This window comes from Mycobacteroides sp. PCS013 (genome assembly GCF_049532645.1).
GTDB lineage: Bacteria > Actinomycetota > Actinomycetes > Mycobacteriales > Mycobacteriaceae > Mycobacterium > Mycobacterium gwanakae.
Genome location: NZ_CP150131.1, coordinates 1,655,866 through 1,673,316, shown reverse-complemented (window position 1 = coordinate 1,673,316; position 17,451 = coordinate 1,655,866). Strand labels below are relative to the sequence as shown.

General features: G+C 61.0%; 17 protein-coding genes. 7 read left to right on the top strand and 10 right to left on the bottom strand.

Features of this window, described 5'->3' with window-relative positions:
* The first annotated feature begins 991 nt into the window (after positions 1-991).
* Positions 992-1,531 (top strand): DUF5994 family protein, encoded by a 540-nt coding sequence (locus RHO23_RS08145; RefSeq protein ID WP_423488921.1) that lies wholly within the window; start codon positions 992-994, stop codon positions 1,529-1,531.
* A gap of 77 nt (positions 1,532-1,608) precedes the next feature.
* Positions 1,609-1,770, top strand: coding sequence for a DUF6307 family protein (locus tag RHO23_RS08140; protein WP_423488920.1), 162 nt, complete (start codon positions 1,609-1,611; stop codon positions 1,768-1,770).
* A 379-nt stretch (positions 1,771-2,149) separates the two neighbouring features.
* On the opposite strand, the gene RHO23_RS08135 is transcribed toward RHO23_RS08140, so the two are convergent.
* From RHO23_RS08135 to RHO23_RS08125, 3 genes are all read right to left on the bottom strand, one after another.
* Entirely contained in the window at positions 2,150-2,614 is a 465-nt protein-coding gene (locus RHO23_RS08135; RefSeq protein ID WP_423488919.1) for a DUF5994 family protein, read from the bottom strand.
* Positions 2,611-3,033, bottom strand: a complete 423-nt coding sequence (locus RHO23_RS08130; RefSeq protein ID WP_423488918.1) for a DUF5994 family protein — start codon at positions 3,031-3,033, stop codon at positions 2,611-2,613. The genes RHO23_RS08135 and RHO23_RS08130 overlap by 4 nt, the downstream gene beginning before the upstream one ends.
* A gap of 1,478 nt (positions 3,034-4,511) precedes the next feature.
* Positions 4,512-5,489 (bottom strand): helix-turn-helix transcriptional regulator, encoded by a 978-nt coding sequence (locus RHO23_RS08125; protein WP_064408875.1) that lies wholly within the window; start codon positions 5,487-5,489, stop codon positions 4,512-4,514.
* Between the two features lie 61 nt (positions 5,490-5,550).
* Between RHO23_RS08125 and RHO23_RS08120 the strand changes: the two genes are divergently transcribed.
* Complete coding sequence (locus RHO23_RS08120; protein WP_423488917.1) at positions 5,551-6,708, top strand: epoxide hydrolase family protein; 1,158 nt, start codon at positions 5,551-5,553, stop codon at positions 6,706-6,708.
* Between the two features lie 371 nt (positions 6,709-7,079).
* Here the strand turns inward: RHO23_RS08120 and bla are convergent, their stop codons facing one another.
* Positions 7,080-7,994, bottom strand: coding sequence for a class A beta-lactamase (gene bla / locus RHO23_RS08115; protein WP_423488916.1), 915 nt, complete (start codon positions 7,992-7,994; stop codon positions 7,080-7,082).
* A 152-nt stretch (positions 7,995-8,146) separates the two neighbouring features.
* Between bla and RHO23_RS08110 the strand changes: the two genes are divergently transcribed.
* Both RHO23_RS08110 and RHO23_RS08105 read left to right on the top strand, forming a co-directional pair.
* Positions 8,147-9,025 (top strand): LysR family transcriptional regulator, encoded by an 879-nt coding sequence (locus tag RHO23_RS08110; protein ID WP_082822416.1) that lies wholly within the window; start codon positions 8,147-8,149, stop codon positions 9,023-9,025.
* A complete protein-coding gene (locus RHO23_RS08105; RefSeq protein ID WP_423488915.1) occupies positions 9,022-9,927 on the top strand; it encodes a serine hydrolase in 906 nt (301 codons plus the stop codon). The genes RHO23_RS08110 and RHO23_RS08105 overlap by 4 nt, the downstream gene beginning before the upstream one ends.
* Before the next feature lie 130 nt (positions 9,928-10,057).
* On the opposite strand, the gene RHO23_RS08100 is transcribed toward RHO23_RS08105, so the two are convergent.
* From RHO23_RS08100 to RHO23_RS08075, 6 genes are all read right to left on the bottom strand, one after another.
* Entirely contained in the window at positions 10,058-12,283 is a 2,226-nt protein-coding gene (locus RHO23_RS08100; protein WP_423488914.1) for a DPP IV N-terminal domain-containing protein, read from the bottom strand.
* Between the two features lie 698 nt (positions 12,284-12,981).
* The gene (locus RHO23_RS08095; protein WP_131822690.1) at positions 12,982-13,329 is read right to left on the bottom strand and encodes a hypothetical protein; all 348 of its coding nucleotides are present in this window, start codon (positions 13,327-13,329) and stop codon (positions 12,982-12,984) included.
* An 86-nt stretch (positions 13,330-13,415) separates the two neighbouring features.
* Complete coding sequence (locus tag RHO23_RS08090) at positions 13,416-13,628, bottom strand: hypothetical protein (protein WP_064408869.1); 213 nt, start codon at positions 13,626-13,628, stop codon at positions 13,416-13,418.
* Complete coding sequence (locus RHO23_RS08085; RefSeq protein WP_070917638.1) at positions 13,625-13,993, bottom strand: hypothetical protein; 369 nt, start codon at positions 13,991-13,993, stop codon at positions 13,625-13,627. Before RHO23_RS08085 ends, RHO23_RS08090 begins: the two co-directional genes overlap by 4 nt.
* A gap of 137 nt (positions 13,994-14,130) precedes the next feature.
* Complete coding sequence (locus tag RHO23_RS08080; RefSeq protein WP_070917639.1) at positions 14,131-14,718, bottom strand: AAA family ATPase; 588 nt, start codon at positions 14,716-14,718, stop codon at positions 14,131-14,133.
* Complete coding sequence (locus RHO23_RS08075; RefSeq protein WP_064408866.1) at positions 14,715-15,074, bottom strand: TA system antitoxin ParD family protein; 360 nt, start codon at positions 15,072-15,074, stop codon at positions 14,715-14,717. The genes RHO23_RS08080 and RHO23_RS08075 overlap by 4 nt, the downstream gene beginning before the upstream one ends.
* Positions 15,075-16,121: 1,047 nt before the next feature.
* On the opposite strand from RHO23_RS08075, the gene RHO23_RS08070 reads away from it, so the two are divergent.
* Both RHO23_RS08070 and RHO23_RS08065 read left to right on the top strand, forming a co-directional pair.
* Positions 16,122-16,796, top strand: a complete 675-nt coding sequence (locus tag RHO23_RS08070; protein ID WP_070919938.1) for a helix-turn-helix domain-containing protein — start codon at positions 16,122-16,124, stop codon at positions 16,794-16,796.
* A gap of 93 nt (positions 16,797-16,889) precedes the next feature.
* Positions 16,890-17,432 (top strand): VOC family protein, encoded by a 543-nt coding sequence (locus tag RHO23_RS08065; RefSeq protein ID WP_423488913.1) that lies wholly within the window; start codon positions 16,890-16,892, stop codon positions 17,430-17,432.
* Positions 17,433-17,451 lie beyond the last annotated feature (19 nt).

The following is a 17,451-nucleotide window of genomic DNA, read 5'->3' as shown; positions in this document are numbered from 1 at the left end:
CCAGATCCGTCCACGGCTCAATCGCCCCGATACCTGAGCAGCCCCCTAGGGGCTGTAGCGAAACGCATATTGCAATAGCCCGCGTCTGAAAACCTGGATGGTCGGCCTTGTTGACAGCACAAAGGAGGTGAGCAATGACGCAGAGCGCGATGATGGTGGCGCCGGCACCGCCAAGCCCGGCTGAGTCAGAGGTGCGGGACGCCCTGGATCTGGGCGACGCTACAGGGCTGATAGCGCTGATCGCCGAAGTCGACGCCATATTCTGTGTGGCCGAAGCTCCCTTGCGTCAACGGCCGACGCCACCAGCGGTCGGGTGCGCCCTTCGCGGGCCCCGGCAAGCTGGTCGGTCTCACCATCGCCGGTCGCCGCGACAACACAGTGAACCGGTCCGGCGAGTTGACCCGATGCAGCGCAGCCCTCCGCCAGCCAGATCCACATGCCCACAATCTAATCCGATCACGATCACGTGAAAGCGAGGTGATGACACAGCTACTTCGAGCAGTGCCGGGCCGGCCCGCCCCGAAAGGACCACGCCGCTTTGGGCCTCGTCGTCTGCAACCACATGCGGACGATCTGCACATGCCACCGCCACACCGAGGCAACAGGTTCCCGAGGCGGGTCGCCCGCACCCCATCACCGATACATGTTGCGGCCCTGGCCGAACGGCTGTGCGGTACATCAGATGACACAGGTTCTTCAGTCCTAGTGGTGCGCCACCGATAGAAACAAGCAACCGTCCACGCATCGCAGCCCCACACAAGCCAGCCGAAACGTACCTGACCAGTCAGGCGGGGGGTCTGACCGTAAATTGCCAGCGGCACAAGGTATAAACCACAAGTACTGTCCGAAACTATTCCGCTGCTTATGCACTCCTTCCAGAGGAACGAGGGTAGGGTGGGGGTACGGCGAGATATTGGTACCCGCCCAACCATGGGTGTGACCGAGCCGAGCGATTCGGCCCCGTACGCGGAGTCAAAGCAAGGAGCGTCTGATGACGCGTCAACTGTTTTCGAAACCCGGATGCGGGCCCGCGGTGCGTCTTCGGTTAAAGCCAAAAGCACCACCTAGCGGATATGTCGACGGCGCCTGGTGGCCTTACTCGAAAGACTTGATGATCGAGTTGCCATCGCTGCTCCGGGTACTCACTGTTCGCTTGGGCTCCATCGACCGTGTGGTTTACCGAGTGTCGGAGTGGACATCAAGCTCGCGGCGCATGCTGTTTCGGGATCGCCTCGCACACTTGAACTGGTCACTCGTTCAGCCACCCAACACAATCAGTATCCAAGGTGCTCATGGGATCCATCTGAACCTGTTAGTAGTTGCTCCAGATACCCAGGCAAGTGGTGCTCACGCCGCCATGATGGCTGCGGCAACACCAGGCAACCGGGCAACTGTCGCTCAGCTGCTACCAGCCCACGACATGCCCGTCTGTACCGACATGTTTGAGGCGCAAAACCGATGGGACACCGAAGGTGGGATGTTAACCGCTGAACATCGCACCAATCGCTCTGTGAGCACTAGGTGCCAGTAATGCGCGACAGCCACGGAAATGACACAACCGCACCACAGCTGCACTCGAAACCTTTCTGACTGAACAGGATAGAGATCATGGACTCTGCAATCACGTTCAAGACTCCCTATGAGAAACGCCTGGAATTGGTGACTCAGGCGCTGATGGCATCATCGACACTCGACAATGACGTTGCCCACACAGCTGCTGTACACGTACTGCACGCGCTGGACTCGATTCCTGAGAAAACGATCCGATAGCACTCGCCGTTTTCTGGAACCCCGTCGAATATCAGCACCGGTTAGCCTAATCGTTCCTCAGGGTGTTGCCTGCGGTCGCTCAACAGACTGGGCGCCAAAGGAAATCCTGCGCCACAAGCCTGTTCACGGTGGGAGATTCTAGAGGTCTGTGCTGTCACGGCTGGGGGCTCCCGGCCTCTGCCTTCTTCTTCGTAGCTGACTCGATCGTTCTCGTTGAGGCTGCGCAGTATTGGTTGCCGGCGAGGATGCCTGAGGACTGAACGAACGGCCCTTGCCGCCCCGTTTTACGGGCGATCTTCAACGACGCGCGCTACCTCGCTGATCGAGACACCCTCAGCCCAACGCGGACGGCCGATCTCCGCCCAATCCTCCACGCTGATCAACCCGCTCTGCGTGCTGCCGCCAATGGTTCAAGTGGCAGCAGTGCTGATGGGCTCCATGTGCTGTCGGGGTCAGCGGCTCTAGTCATCACGTCGTGGGCATGATGCGGGTCGGTCATCGGGGGGATAATCAGCAGTATTAGTCGACGATGGTTCAGATCGCTGATGTAGATGGTGTCGGGTTTCTGGTATTGGTACCCGTCTAAGGAGACCATGCGACCGCAGTAGCGCAGTCGTTTCGGCGCTGCGTCCCATTCTGGGATACAGTAGATCACGCGCTTGATGGTTGCTAACCGGGAAGCTGCAGCGTCCAAAACTATTGGTAGGTCATGATTTAGGTTCCGCGAGCGCGGCCACCATGCGCCGTCGAGATGTCCACTCCAGTCACCGTCTGGCTTTAGTCGAAGACGAATCGAGTCGTCGCAGTAGAGTGTCTCTACCGCCGATGTGACCGCGCGGATCATGGTGTTGGTCCGGCTGATTGCGACTTAGGCACCCGGTCGGATCTACCGCCAAAATCGCATTGATTCTCTGCCTCCGAATCCGATTTCTTGGAAGGCGGGACAACCAGCAGGGTCAAATGTGCGCCGCTCGTTCCCCGAACGCTAATAGTGCTGGCGGGCTGCAGAAGTGACCAACCCAGATGGACCAGACGGTTGAGGAAAAGCACCCTCCGCGAGGTGGGCGCCCATTCCCCAGCTCGATAGGTAATCCGATCGATGGGACCCAAATCGACGCTAAGTCGCGTGAGCAACGGCAAAAGCTCGACCGATAGATCGTTAGATCGTGGATACCAAGCTCCGTCGGCATATCCAATTTTCGGATCCAGATGAAGACGCAGAACCGGCCGAAGTGGTGGTGGACAAAATATCTGATGCGTCATGAGACGCTCCTAGCCTCGGCCCGTAATCAGTGCCGAATAATTCGACGGTGCCGCGCCCATGAGGTAGGCAGGTACTAGATATCCGTCTACCTCCAGGGTACTCCGGCCTGGACAGCCTAGATCGGTTAACACGGTTACACGCGGCCCTCACGGCGCACGAATCGCGGCGACAACATCACTTGAGGGTGATGGCAATGGATATCCACGAATGCATGTGGGGCTTCTGTCAGGTGTTTGTGGGGTGGAGGGTACCGCGCTACAGGCGGGATGCGCTGGCGCCAGTGCTGCGTTCTCAGGCGGGTTCGGGAATCTGATATTGGGTTGCCTTGGGGAATTTAAGGTGGCGCGCCCCCTTCCGGGCTAGTTTATGATGTAAACCATCTCGCGGCATGGCGCGTGATTGCAGAGCGGGTCGTAAGCCCGGTCGCATCTTTGTGCTGTGGCCGAGATCCGCTGGGGCAGGTGCGAAGGGCGGGAGGGTCGGCATTATTCCGTTTAGGCCTTGTGTCAGTCGTCCGTGGGCTAAGTGGGATGCGGGCAGCATGGTGCGTGTGTTGTGCAGTGTGGTCCTGTGCGGTGCGGTCTCGCTGCTTTGTGGGTGCACGCAGATTGTGGCTGGTGATCCGCAGGTCCCTATTGATGTGACGGCGATAGCGCCCTTCCCGCCGATCGCGTCTGGCCATGAGTTAGCGGGCGAACAGTATCGGTTGATCAGGGAGCGGGGTGTTGCGGGCTCGGACCGGTCAATTCTCGCCGACATGGTTCTGGTATGCGTAGCGCCTACGGTCTATCTGGAGATGCAGACTGCGTCACAACGCGCCCGTGTTCTGATGGGGCCGGGTACCTCAAGCCGGAGCTTCTACGAAGCGCGTGTGTTGGTTGCGGCGGCATGGGCTTACGTGTGTCCGGAACAGGCACGGCGATGAAGAGCGCACTTTTGACACACACAGCCACCCGATACCGCAGTTGTCTCGGCAGCGGGCGTACGCCATCGTTGATCACCACCGACGGACGCGCGCCCTGCCCAGAATGCGGGCGCATGTACCGAGTGCGCGCAGACGGCGTCATGCCACTGCACGCTCGGCAAATGCGCTGACCGGGCGACAGGCGCTGACCAGTACCGCGGCAAACCAGGCCTTAGCCAAAGACAAGCAGCGGCTAGATCCTTTCGGTGGAAAGCGCGAAGGCTCGGTAACGTATAGATGCGCAGCGATCAACGTCCGCGACCGTGCCGCCCTCGTCCGGGACACCTGCGAGTGCTACCAGCTCCCGGACAACGCGTACGCGGCTGGTGGTAGACCCGACGACGAGCGCCGAGGACAAACGGAATCCTTAAATTCTGGAATCTATTGCCGCATAGTCGTTTATGCCGCTGTTACCGGGGACTGGAAGTGTTGTCTTCATCTCGATCCAGCTGCAGCAGCCCCGGGCTAGGCCACGGTCCGCTTCTGTTGGATTCTATTGATAGTCGCAACAGATCAGTTGGCCCCGTCGACTCTGGTGCCCGGGCGGTCGAGTTCTGCTGCACGGCTGAATCTTTGGGCTGTCAGGCGGAGCTGGTCGGCCAGACCTTCGGCTTCGATGATCTCGAATTCGGCATCAAGGGAGCAGAGGTAGGCGACTGTGGCGGCCGCGCTGTTGGCTCCGATCACGACCATACAGCTGCTGTCTCCTGCTGCGGTGATCGCGGTTTCGGACGGAAGTCGCTGGTGGGCAACGGTGGCAGGACAGTGTACGAGTATCTGCGCTTCGTAGTCCCAGGTTCCGCGGCTGAGTGCGTGCTGCAGATATTGGGCTGCGCCCGGCCGGTGGTTGAATTGGGGCCCGGTTGGCGGGCGGGGGACGATGCGGTCGGCACGAAATGTTCGCCGCTCATCGCGGTCCATGTCAAAGGCCAGTAGATACCAACGGCCCCAACGGTGTACAAGCCGTTCGGGCTCGACTATGCGTTGGCTGTGCCACCCAACTTGGTCTGTGTAGTCAAAGCGCAAGCGTTCACGCGCTCGGATTGCCCGTGCGAGTTCAACGAGGACTGACGCGGCGACAGTGGTGCCGACACCAGGCAGGGGCGGGGTTGCGGTCACCTCTAGCAACGCGTCCGCGCGATGTCGTAATCGTGTCGGCATGGCCTGAAGCAGCTTGGCCAGTGCTCGCAGCGCTGTTTCTTCAATACCGGTGACCGCGCCATTGGCAGCGGTACGCAGGCTCAAAGCGACCGCCGTGGCTTCCTCGTCATCGAGTAGCAGGGGCAATGCGCCGCCTGACTCGAACCGATAACCCCCAGCTGTGCCAGGGGCGGATTCGATCCTGTAGCCCAACGTGCGTAACCGCTCGATATCGGCGCGGACCGTGCGAGTGGAGACATTCAGCCGTTCAGCAAGCTCGGTACCTGACCACATGGGCCGCGCTTGCAGCATCGACAGCATCCGCAGCAGCCGGGCAGAGGTCTCCAACACATTCTCAACATGTCACACATCGCGGAACGAAGTCTTCCGCAACTGCCAATAACTTGGGGCCATGACGTCTTCAGATGAGATCCGAACCTTCCGCATCGACATCCCACAGGAACAGCTCGATGATCTGCACAACCGTCTGAGCCGAACACGCTTACCCTTCGCAATACCGGGTGCAGGATCAGAATGGGACCACGGCATCGCGCCCAACTACCTCAGAGAGCTCGCCAGCTACTGGGTTGATGGCTTCGACTGGCGAGTTCAGGAGAGGAAACTCAATGAGTTTGACCATTTCCTGACCGAGATCGACGGACAGACCATCCACTTCCTACATATCCGCTCGCCTGAGCCAAACGCGATCCCGCTGTTGCTTAACCACAGTTACCCAACCTCTTTCGTGGAGTTCCTTGAGGTCAGCAAGCTGCTGACGGACCCGCGGTCCCAGGGCGCAGATCCTGCCGATGCGTTCCATGTCGTTATTCCCTCCCTGCCTGGCTTCGCGTTCTCCAGCCCGCTGTCAGCGCGCGGGTGGAATCTGGAGCGAACAGCACTGGCATTCGGGGAGTTAATGGCCCGGCTCGGCTATGCCCGGTTCGGTGCGGAGGGCGGCGATCTCGGCGCCGGCGTTACCGGGAGGCTGGCGAGCTTGCTACCTGAACGGGTAATCGGTACTCATACTCACGGGGACAGGCTTCAGCTCGGCATGGCTGGCGAAGATTTTCCGGCCCCGGACGGACTTAGCGCGGAAGAGCATGCCGAACTGAAAACAGCGCAACAGCGTTGGGCACAAATGAACGGCTACCGCATCCTGCATTCGACCCAGCCCAACCCTGTATCGGCGGGCCTGGCCGACTCTCCGATTTTGCAGCTGGCCTGGATCGCTGAAAAATTCGTGCAGTGGGCCAACCCCGCCACACCCATCAGCCGCGAAAACGTGCTCATTACAGCGAGCCTGTACTGGTTCACCCGGACCGGCCCTGCTGCGGCCGATTTCTATTGGGAACTGGCTCACGCTGAGGATGCGGGTTGGGGCGGGTCTTCCACGGCGCCCCATGGTTCTTCCTTGTTTTACAGCGACCCGCTTATCCGCAAGGTGCTCGGCCCCGGCGATAGGGATGACTTCTTCCGGGAACACGTTGAAGGAGGGCATTTTCCAGCCTTTGAGGTCCCCGAACTACTTGTCGACGACATCCGCGCCTTCTTCCGATCATTACGTAACTAACGAGGTGGCAGTTAGCGGCGATTGACGTCGAGAGGCACACAGATGGGAACTTGTCCCCTGCGAGTGCTATCGGAGAACGCCCAGCGCATGGCTGGCTATGTTAAGCATCTCCTCCCTGGACTCGGCGGATCATGCGCGACAACAGGGCACATCCAGGACAGCTCGCCGCCGTCGATCATGAAAACGCCCGAAGGCTATTACCCAGACTCAGCTAATAGCAGCAAGATTCGGCAACCGGAATAGTCCCTAACTTGCAGTCGGCCGCCGGGCGACGCCGCCTCCATCCATCGGCGACGACGGGATGGCCGGTGAGCACGCGCTCAGCTTCGGGCACAAGCAATGAGACTGTTCGGGGTGGGCATTCCTGGCTCCTACTGATCTTGGGTGTGGCCTAGACGCATCAGTGTTACTCGGATGGCTCCGGCGATGGCTTCGTTGAACGGTGGAGCGTCATGGCTGTCGTCGCGCGAGCGTGTCATGACGACCGCTACAACGCGTTGACCGTTAGGGCCTATCAAGAGCCCGGCGTCGTTGGTTGATCCGTAGTCGCCTGCACCGGTCTTGTCTGCGCTGGTCCAGCCTGGAGGTAGACCCGCGCGGAACCGTTTGGACGATGTGACGTTTGATTTCATCCATGTGAGCAGGCGGTCGCGGGCCGGGGTTGCCAAGACGTCTGCGGTAAGGATCCGCCGGTACCCAGTGCACAGGGCTTTGGGGGTGGTGGTGTCTCTGGGGTCTGCAGGTATTGCCGTGTTTAAGTCGGGTTCCCATCGGTCCAGCCGCGAGTGTGTGTCTCCGATGGATCGTGCGAAGGTGGTGATGGCGGCAGGGCCACCGATTGTTCGCAGCATGATGTTGCCTGCGGTGTTGTCGCTGTGCGTCAGGGCGGCGGCACAGATATCGCCGAGAGGCATCGATGAGCCGATTGCGTCGCGGGTGATGGGGGAGTCAACGACGACGTCATCCCTTGCAATAGTTATTTTGGTATCTAGATCGGCTGCTCCTGCATCGGAGAGCTGCAAAATCCGTGCCGCTGCATAGGTTTTGAACGTCGAACACATCGAGAACCGCTCGTCGGCGCGGTGCTCGACAGTCCTCAACGAATCCAAGTCCACGGCATAGACACCGATCCTGGCTCCGTACCAGTCCTCCAATGCCGTGTACCCGTTGGCGTCGGTATTTGTCGTGGCCGTGGTGCTAGAAGGTGGTGAGGTTCGGCAGCCTGCTAACAGGGCAGCGGCGGCGGACGCCGCGATCAGTTCGCGGCGGCTTAGGCGTGCACTCATGGGCGACAAGGAACCACGTCATGAACACAGTTCACCAAGTAGCCACACGGCAGGAATCGATAAGCGCGACGAATCGCCGCTGATAGATGCGGCAAGATCGGAGGATCATTGGTTGCTGGTAAACGCCGGTACTGTGGTGTTGGATCACAGGAATGGACTTGGTTCGAGACTTGCAATACTTCGTGGCAGTCGCCGAGCATCGCCACTTCGGTGACGCCGCAGCAAGCCTCGGGGTGACGCAACCCTCTGTATCTCAGGGCGTTCGACGGCTGGAGAAATACCTCGGACTCACTTTGATCGAACGCACACCCAACGGTGCGGCGGTGACCGCGGAGGGAGCCGAGCTCTTTTCACGTGCTCGCCTAATTGTCGATGACTCCGCCCGGCTGCTCGATGAAGCGCGACATCTTCAGGGTCAACTGCAGGGTGTGCGGTGGGGTGTCATTCCGCAACTCGATGATGAATACGTCGCGCGTTGCGTCCATGCGCTTCGACAGCGGATGTCGCCCGACGCTGCGCTTCACACACTCACCGCCGGAACTACACAGCTGCTCGCAGAGCTACGTCGCGGGGTAATCCATTTGGCCGTAGTGCAGCATCCCACTCTACTGGATGGATTAGAGGCTGGTCCGGTAATCATGTTGGAGCGCAAGGTAGTTGTTCCGGCAGGACACGCTATAGGTGCGTCTAGGTCACCGCGCGCACAGTTGCTCCAGGGATTGCACCTTGCGACGGTTCCGCGTGAGGACAACCCGGCAGGACACGACCTTCTGATCGACAGCCTCCGCCGCCGTGGCATAGATCCGCAGGTTCGTTCAGCATCGACGCACCGGGATGTCAGCGTCGCTGCGGCATCTGGCGACTGTTTCGGACTGGCAACCTCAAGTGCGCCAGTACACAGCGGGACCATTCACCGTCGAATGCTGGTCGAAGACATCGCACTTCGCGTCCGCATCGTTACCGCGCCGGGACGTGATCTCACCGACTTCACCTATGCGCTCGACCGCGAATTGCTACGGACGCTCTCATGAACACCCAACTCGTCGACAAGGCCGTCGAACAGATTCGCGCGGTATTCCTCGACGCCGGCTGCCGCGGAACACTACGCGCCGAACGAGTCGGGGCCCCTGGGCCCATCGTGGATGTCGACGGTGACCGACCTGCCGTCGCTGCATCGGTCTACAAAATTTTTGTACTGATCGCGGCTGCACGTGCCTTCGACTCCGGACATCTCCACCCAGAAGCCACCGTTAGAGTCGTCCCAGCCGATTGCACTCCAGGGCCGACCGGCATCAGCACCTTCAGCAACCCAGTGGTCCTAACGTGGCTCGATCTTGCCAGGCTCATGATCACCCACTCAGACAACACAGCAGCCGATGTCCTTCTGGCCGCGATCGGTCTGGACACCGTCAACGAACTCACTGAGGAGCTTGGGTTCAACAGCACCAGAATTATTGGGGGCACTTCAGCGCTGCAACGGCAGCTAATCCATGACACAGGCACGCTAACTCTCGATGAAGCAATCGGAATTCTCGCCACTAACAACACTATTGAACACAGTGCGGCCTTCGACCCTGCCTACACAACGGCAACCAGTGCCTGCGATACCGACCGGGCGCTAAGCGCGATCTGGACCGGCACCGCCACAAGCGCCCAGAGCTCCGATATGATGAAACAAATTCTTACACAACAGATATGGCAGCACAGGATACGGTCCGCCTTCCCCCACAGAGATGTTACCGTCGCTGGGAAAACCGGCACCATCGGACCCATCCGCAACGAGGTAGCCGTCATAGCGTTTCCCGGTGAACCGCCCATGGCCGTTTCGGTGTTCACCCGAGCCGCACGTGCCGACGCATACCTGCCCAATGTCGACCGCGCCATCGGCCAAGCTGCCCGAATCGCCATCACAGCACTACGAAATCATCCCTAGGGTCAGAATGATCGCGATCGCTGTTGTAAGAGCGACAGCGATCTTCCAGCCTGCGAAACGCGCGGTAGTGGACTCGAAAACTTTGATGCAGCAGGATGTGTTGGAGTGGGCGGGTGGGATCGTGTGCCGGTTAGCCGAGGGAGGGTAGCAGCAATGGCTGTAGTCGGTAACTGGGTGGTTCGGTGCCGTGTAGATGGCGCACGAAGTAGTCCCAGGTGCGACGTAGCGAGTAGTGCAGCCAACCGTATAGCGAGTGCTCGGCGCCGGGGATCATGATCAGGTCGAAGTCTTTGTCCGCCTTGATGAGGGCATCGGCCAGCCGCATCGTCATGTACGGGTGTGCGTTGTCGTCGAGTTCACCGTGGATGAGCAGCAGCTTGCCTTTCAGGTTGGCGGCCAGCGTGGTGTTCGAGATCGCCGCTTTGCCTTCGGTGCTGAGATCGCCGTGGTAGTGCTCGGCCCACATCGCCAGGTTGAGGGCGTTGTCATGATTGCCCGAGACCGCGACGGCCACCGAGTAGAAGTCTGGATAGCGCAGTACGGCACGCGCCGCAGCGAACGCGCCCGCGGACTGTCCCGTAATCCCGACTCGGGCGGTGTCCAGCCACGGATACCGCTGTCCGAGTTCGCGGATCGCGGCGATATGGTCGTCTAGGGCGCCGGCATTGCCGAGATCCCCATAGGAGTGATCATGAAATGCCTTGCTGCGCCCAGCGCTTCCACGACCGTCGATGGCCACCACCGCGAACCCGAGCGCGGCCAAAGCCTCCGGTTCGCCATAGTGCGGTGGGTTGAACATCGGTGCGGCGCGGTAGAGCTGCGGCCCCGGATAGATGTGTTCGATGATCGGGTACGTGCGCTCCGGGTCCAGATCGTGCGGTCGCCAGAGCAGACCGTAAATGGGGGTCTTTCCGTCCGCGGCGGTTGTCCGGAATCGCTCCGGCGGTTGCCAGCCCAAAATCTTGAGGTCTTCGGTGTCGGGCATCTCCAACTCCACTACCACTCGACCATCCCCGTCGAGTACCACTGAGCGTGGCGGCTGGCTCGGGCTTGAGGCCCGGTCCACCAGGTAGCCGCCCTGCGGCGGGCTCACCGCGTCATGATCCAGGTCGTCATCTGTGAGTCGGGTGAACCCGTTGCCGTCCAGTCCGATTCGGCAGAGTTGCCGCAGGTACGGGTCGGCCTCGACCAGACCGTTGGCCGTGAAGTACACCTGTCGAGCCTTCTCATCGACCCATAACAGGCTGCTCACCAGCCACGGCCCGGTGGTTATCTGGGTGATCTGGGCGCCGTCGGCCGAATAGAGGTACAGGTGGCCCCAGCCGTCGCGCTGCGACCACCATAGGATCTCGCCGGTGTCCAGCACGTGCACCATGTGCGGGTCGCCAAGCAGCACGGTCGGGTCGACCCGGGTCTGGCCCGTTTCGGTGATGAGCGTGTTGACCGCGCCGGTCGACGGGTCGAGGTGACGCAATGCCAGGGTGCGCGCATCGCGGGATTGGTGCAGGAAGTACACGTCGTCACCGCTCCACCAGGCGTAGACGAGTGCGATGTTGTGCATGATCGGTGTCGCTTCGGTCTGCTGCCGTACGATCGTGCGTTGCTCGACGTCGAGCACGTTCCAGGTCATCGTTGCCACGGTGTCCTCGCCGGGCATCGAGTAGCGGGTGCGGTGTTCCACGGGTCGGCCGCCGTCGGCCGGGCTGGATTCGACGAGCACTAGTTCGGGCACCTCGCGTTGATCGATGCGCGCAACCAGGATTCGGGTGGAATCGGGCGACCAGTGCAGGATCATCGGCGCCGGAATACCCAGTGCACGGGTCAGTGCGCGTGCACCGGTGGTGTCTGGCAGGCCACCGTACTCGAAGTAGGGTTCAGCGTCATCGGTGAGTGCATGTTCGGTGCCATCGACCCGGCTGCGGACCCAGATGTTGCCCTCGCGGCCGAATGCATCCCACCGCTCATCGGGAGACGGGATCGCGCCCGGAATAGTTGCGGCGGTGTCAGATTCGGTGCAGGTGCTGTCCGCCCATTGCCAATTCCGGTCGAACGCGCTGAACAGCACCGTGTCATCCGCGCGGACATCTACGGCCACAATCGGTAGATCGGCACCGGGCACCGCCTGCCCGGACGCCGCCGACAGTGCGGCGGCCAACGCGTCGTGGTCGAAGGCGGCACAACGCGTCTTCGCATCGGGATCGACCGCGACGTAGCGCGTTCCGATCCGGTACCAGAATCGGGCGCCGTTGGCGAACCACTGCGGTGTCAGCACAGTGCCCGGCACGCGCCGGGATCGGTGTGGGAAAAGCATCTGCTCGGCACGCGCGTAATCAGAATCGCTCAACAATGTCGTCACACCAGGCATCCAACACCCGGACGTAACGGCACAGTCAACAGCGACTGGACCATGCCGCAGCGGCACAGCATCCGGGAGTGAGCGATGCCGTTCATCGCTGTCACCTGACTGGATTCGCATTCCCTGAGCTTCCTCGGCAACGATGCTCTGGCGGTAGCGCTGCCATTGATCACCGGTCCGCACCCGAAAGCACCGGATGCCACAGGGTTTTCGTGACCTAATCAGAGGGTTCGTCGGGGTCAGTGGCGCATGTGCGGTTGTAACCCAGGGTCCTTGGCGAGGTGATGCGCGTAAGGCCCAGCGTTAGGAACGCAGAGCGCGGTTTCCTCATCGTGGTCCCGACGAGAACTGCTGAACCCCAATTCACGGACCGGATAACCAAGCTGATCGATCAGACAGGTGCGGCCTGCCCAGATTCAATGAGAACGGACAGCACGAACCCTGACACCCAGTCAGTCCCGCACCGAGATGGGAAATCGTCAAGGACAGCCCTACAGATAGTCTGTCGCCCACGGTTCAATGTGAATCGACCTCATGGAGGGCCTCGGGGACGAAGTATGTCTACTCGCGGTGCACCGGCACATCCAAGAAATGTGGGCAGCGCTGACGGGCGCTCCAAACTGACGATGCCGCTGTGGATCCAAGGCAACGCATTCCGGCTCCCACGTGGCGACGGCTCCTAGATTGATGGTCCACGGCTACAGGTAGCCGTGGTTGCGCACCATGTAGCAGGTCCCGTAGTCGTCGACCTCGCTGACAGTGAGCGGAAATCCTGCAGGCAGCAGTTCGCCGGCCTTCTCATATTCGGCTTTCTTCGCTGCTTGGTCCTTCTCCAGGAACGTCGCAGCTCGCAGCTGCGCCGTGGCCGCTTCAACACCAGTCCTGAAACAGTGCTGCCGAAGTTCGGTGAGCACTGCGATCGGGGCGTTCACCTCGTCATACGTTTTCCCAGGATCCGCGGCCGGCGAAGTAGGTGCAGGCGGGGGAGTGGACCCACAGCCTGCCAGCACACCGACCAGCATTACTGCTGCTACCAGCATTCTCATGGCTTGCCAGTGTAGAAGCGACTACCGACATTTCCTGGTCGATCAGCGGTTTGCCTGACTGGCCGCCCATAGGAGCCCGTCGGCGGTTATGGGCGTTTCCAGCCTTCAATGCGCAGGTATGGGTCGGCGCCCTGGTTCCAATCCGGCGCATCGGCCTGTTCTACCTGAGCCAGCGAAACATCCTTGCTTGCAATCGTTTTCGACAGGTCAATGGGCGGGGGGAGTGTGGCGTACTTGTTCGGCGTGGATGTATTGGCGCGGTCGTTGCGATCAGCCTCGTCCTGGCTCTCATCTGTCATGGGTGTCCTCCCAGGGCCGTCTCGTCGAAGATATCGATGTCGCATGCCGCCGGTATCTGTGGGTGTTGGCTGGCGGCTGCCAATTGATCCCACACCGCCAGCACGTCCGCAGCCAGTTGTCTCACCTCGGCCTCGACGGCGTCTACCGGCTGTGTCCGCGCCGAGGAGAAATGCACTAGCTGCTCACTGACGGTCTTCCAATGCTGGTCCAATTCATCGAGCTTGGCTTGCGTCAACGTCGGTGCCCAACCCGGGATTAGCGAGGCTGCATGGACGTCGGTCGGGTGGCCAGACGGGTGAATGAGCAGGAACTCGATGAGGGCACGCACGGCCACGTGGAATGACTCCACCAGTGCGTACTGCACGACCAGGGGGGTAGGGAGTCGGGGTTTTGAAGATGTGGTCGGGGAGAGTCTTCACTTTGGCGCACAAGTGCGCGGCCTCGTCGCTGATCTCGTCATTCGGATCCGGATGTTTGACAGGGCTACTCACACATCGGACGCTACGCGCTGTCTGTCCACCGCTGCCACAAAGGAGCGGGTGTCCACTGTGGCCAGGTCAGCGTTCCTACGACCTGGCCACGCGTCATCCGGGCCACAACACGCGGCCCTGGCTCAGAGCTGTTGTCGAAGACAACGCTCGAATCGGCCAGGGCGATCGCATCCACAACAAGTGGCCATAAGCGCTCATAGCGCGCACGGATCTTCTCGATCGGAACACTGTGACCGCCGGCTTCTACCCGGGCCGCTACACGCTGCACTGTCAGCTCCTCAGGCACCAGAAGCACCAGTAGGCGGACGGTGTAGTCCGCGGCCTGTGCTGATCGAATCAGGTCCAGCTTTGAGGGATGTGAGAACACTGTCTCGGCGATGAACGGGCGCCCCTGGCTGATCAACGCTTGCCGTGTCTGCTCGGCGATGCGCGCAGCCTCGTATGCCCGCGGGGCAGGGTCCTCGTCGGGCCAGCGCTGCTTGGCGATCTCGTCGGCGTTGACGAACACCGATTCATGCAGCAGCGGTGCGAGAAACTTGGCGACAAAGGTTGTCTTGCCTGAGCCATTGGGACCGACGATCAGATCGAGCCGTTTCACGCCGGTGGGTACTGCACAATCTCGCCGGCGTCATTGAGAACCACGACTCGCATACCCTCGGCCCTCAGCTCATCTTGCAGGTGCGTTGCGGCGATCCGCCGCTCCAGCTCGACCTCGATTTCGGCGTTGAAAACCACGCCCTCTTCCGGGGTGAGCTCACGCATGCTCAGCTGGCCGGACAGCGCGGCCTCTACCCGCCGCCGCGAGACGTTGTCCTGGCTACTCACTTCGCGACCCAGCCGCGCCCAGTGGTCGAGCTGCTGCTTAGCCGAGCGACTCTGCCGCGCACCTTCTGCCGCAGCGCTGTCCAAAAGATCCGACGCCACGCGCGTCGGGCGATCTACCGGAGCCGCCATGAGATCTCCTAAAATATCCTCTGAACTGCTGTCACATAATGCTACACCGAAACCCGGAGGTAGTGGCGAGCGCCTTATCCAAGTCTGCACGGCGCACAAGCGCCGCCAACTCGTGGGCACTCTGGTGCTCTTGATAGCGGACGCTGGCGCCGTCTAGAGCTCATTAGCGATGCGGCGGTCTTCTCGGCCGATGAAGTGACTCGGGCCGGATTCGCCGCTGGAGTTCTCATCGCTCATGGGTGGCATCACCCAGATCTGGGGACAGGTTCCAGGCCCTCCAACTCACGCGCGTGGTCAAATGGCCTTGTCGATGGCCCGGGTACCGATGTTCTCCACCTTGAGCTCACGCATTTTCTCGAGTAAGCCGAGCAAGGAGTCATGCGCCGATCAGGTGGGGCACAGGTGCCGTTGGTGGTCGCTGAGGGGGGTCGACCAACTAACGCGCCGCCGGTCACGGGAAAGCCGATCGACGTCGTCCGCAAGCCCCCCTCGGTGACGATTAAAACGTCACAGTGACGTAACTAGCCAGTGGGACTGGGTGGGCAAGGGCTGCCAGATCCCGAAAGCGTCGGTATCTCAATGCATTTCAACCAGACATAGCCGAAGCAGCGACTCGAGAACTTGTCCGATGCAAGCGCGCATCCCGCAACGCGCATGCCGTAATTATTCATTAAACGAATGATTGCGACATATCCCGTGGTACATCGCACGCACAAGACGGCCTCGACAGCGAGGCCGCGGGAGCCGCATCATCAAAAGCGCTGGTTGAGGCGAAATGCAGTTCATCTCGAGTATTCATCCAGCAGCAACCTCGATAAGTAATAACGCCGATAAGACACATTATGTCAGATAATGTCACCGTGTTCATCTGATGAATCAGATCGGTCCCCACCCATCCTCGTCGGCCTATTCTGTGTATTCATACGAAATTTCCTGGTGGGGCGTTTCTACCCCGCCGTCACCGGCGAATAGAGCGGCGAGGCGCTCACCTGACGGCTCCGTGGGCGGGGCCTACGCGGAGGGAAGCCGACCAGTATGTTTCCTCGGATGTGGGAGGAACGGGCGGGCCGGTCACCGCGGGTACGCACAATCTGGCGCGCGACTGTGGAGAGCCCCGAACGCTATTCGGTGATCGGATCCGAGTACTGGGGTTTGTCGTTCATCCGTCGCCGAGACGGAGAGTTGGCCGCCGAGCTGGATGGTCCGAGCCTGCGCAATCGGGTCGTCGACGGGCATGTGGGTGAGCAGTACTGGGGCGTCGAACTCGCCGCCTACGTCGCAATCCCAGGCGTGCCTAAGCAGGCGATCCTCGGCGAGACGGTGACCTTGCCGGTATCGGGCGGCCACGTCCTCCTTGGGGACCACCGATGGCCGGTGCCAGCCTGGCCCGATCTGGAAGACTGGGTAGATCATCTGGCTGAGAACCGCGGGCTACTGGTCGACGAGGACGTCCGCAAGGCCTTGAGCGGGCATCGGATCGGCGCCTCGGAACGGACTTGGCAACGCCGCTACCGTCGCACGGTCGGGCTGACCGCTCAGCAGATCGATCAACTTCACCGCGCACAGCACGGCTACTTCCTGTTGCAGACCGGGCACTCGCCTGCGGAAGCGGCGGCCGGAGCCGGATTCGCCGATCAGCCTCATCTGACGCGCTCACTGCGGTTGATTCGCGGTCAGACCCCGGCCGCCATCATTGCCGCCCAAAGGCGTCGGCAGCACTGACGCGACTGCCGACGACACCGCGACGGTGTCGGCACCGAAGAGTTGTCGTTTTGGTTCAAGAATTGGCCTGCGGTCTCGCGATCGAATAGTCCCATGACTGCTTTCCCCGCCGCACCGGCCGGCTTCTCAACGATCAACCCGTTCATCGTCACGCGTGACGCCGAGGGCCTGATCCGTTTCCTGACCGATGTCTTCGACGGCGTCGAGCATCCCGATGCCCGCACTGTCGACGATGACGGTCTCCTCCTACATGCCGAGCTCCAGATCGGTTGCAGCACTGTGATGTTCGCCGAACGGAAGCCCGGCTGGCCATTCACCCCGGCACTGCTGCAAGTCTATGTCGACAATGTCGAGGTCGTGCTCGAGCGGGCGGCTGCGGGCGGTGCCGAGATCATCACCCGTCCAACCAAGTTCTTCGGTGATGTCTTCTCCCGTTTCCTCGACCCCTGGCACAACCTGTGGTGGGTCTACAAAAGCGGGACCGCCCTGGACAACGACTGGGGCGAGAACTCGACCGGCACTGACTGGTCCGACACCACTGACGATTCGGCGGCCTGGGAGCCGACTCCCGAACTCACCTACATCCACGACACACTGCTTGAGGCAGTCGGCAAAGTCCGCGACCCCCATCAGTGATCGACGTGCGGAGGTTTCG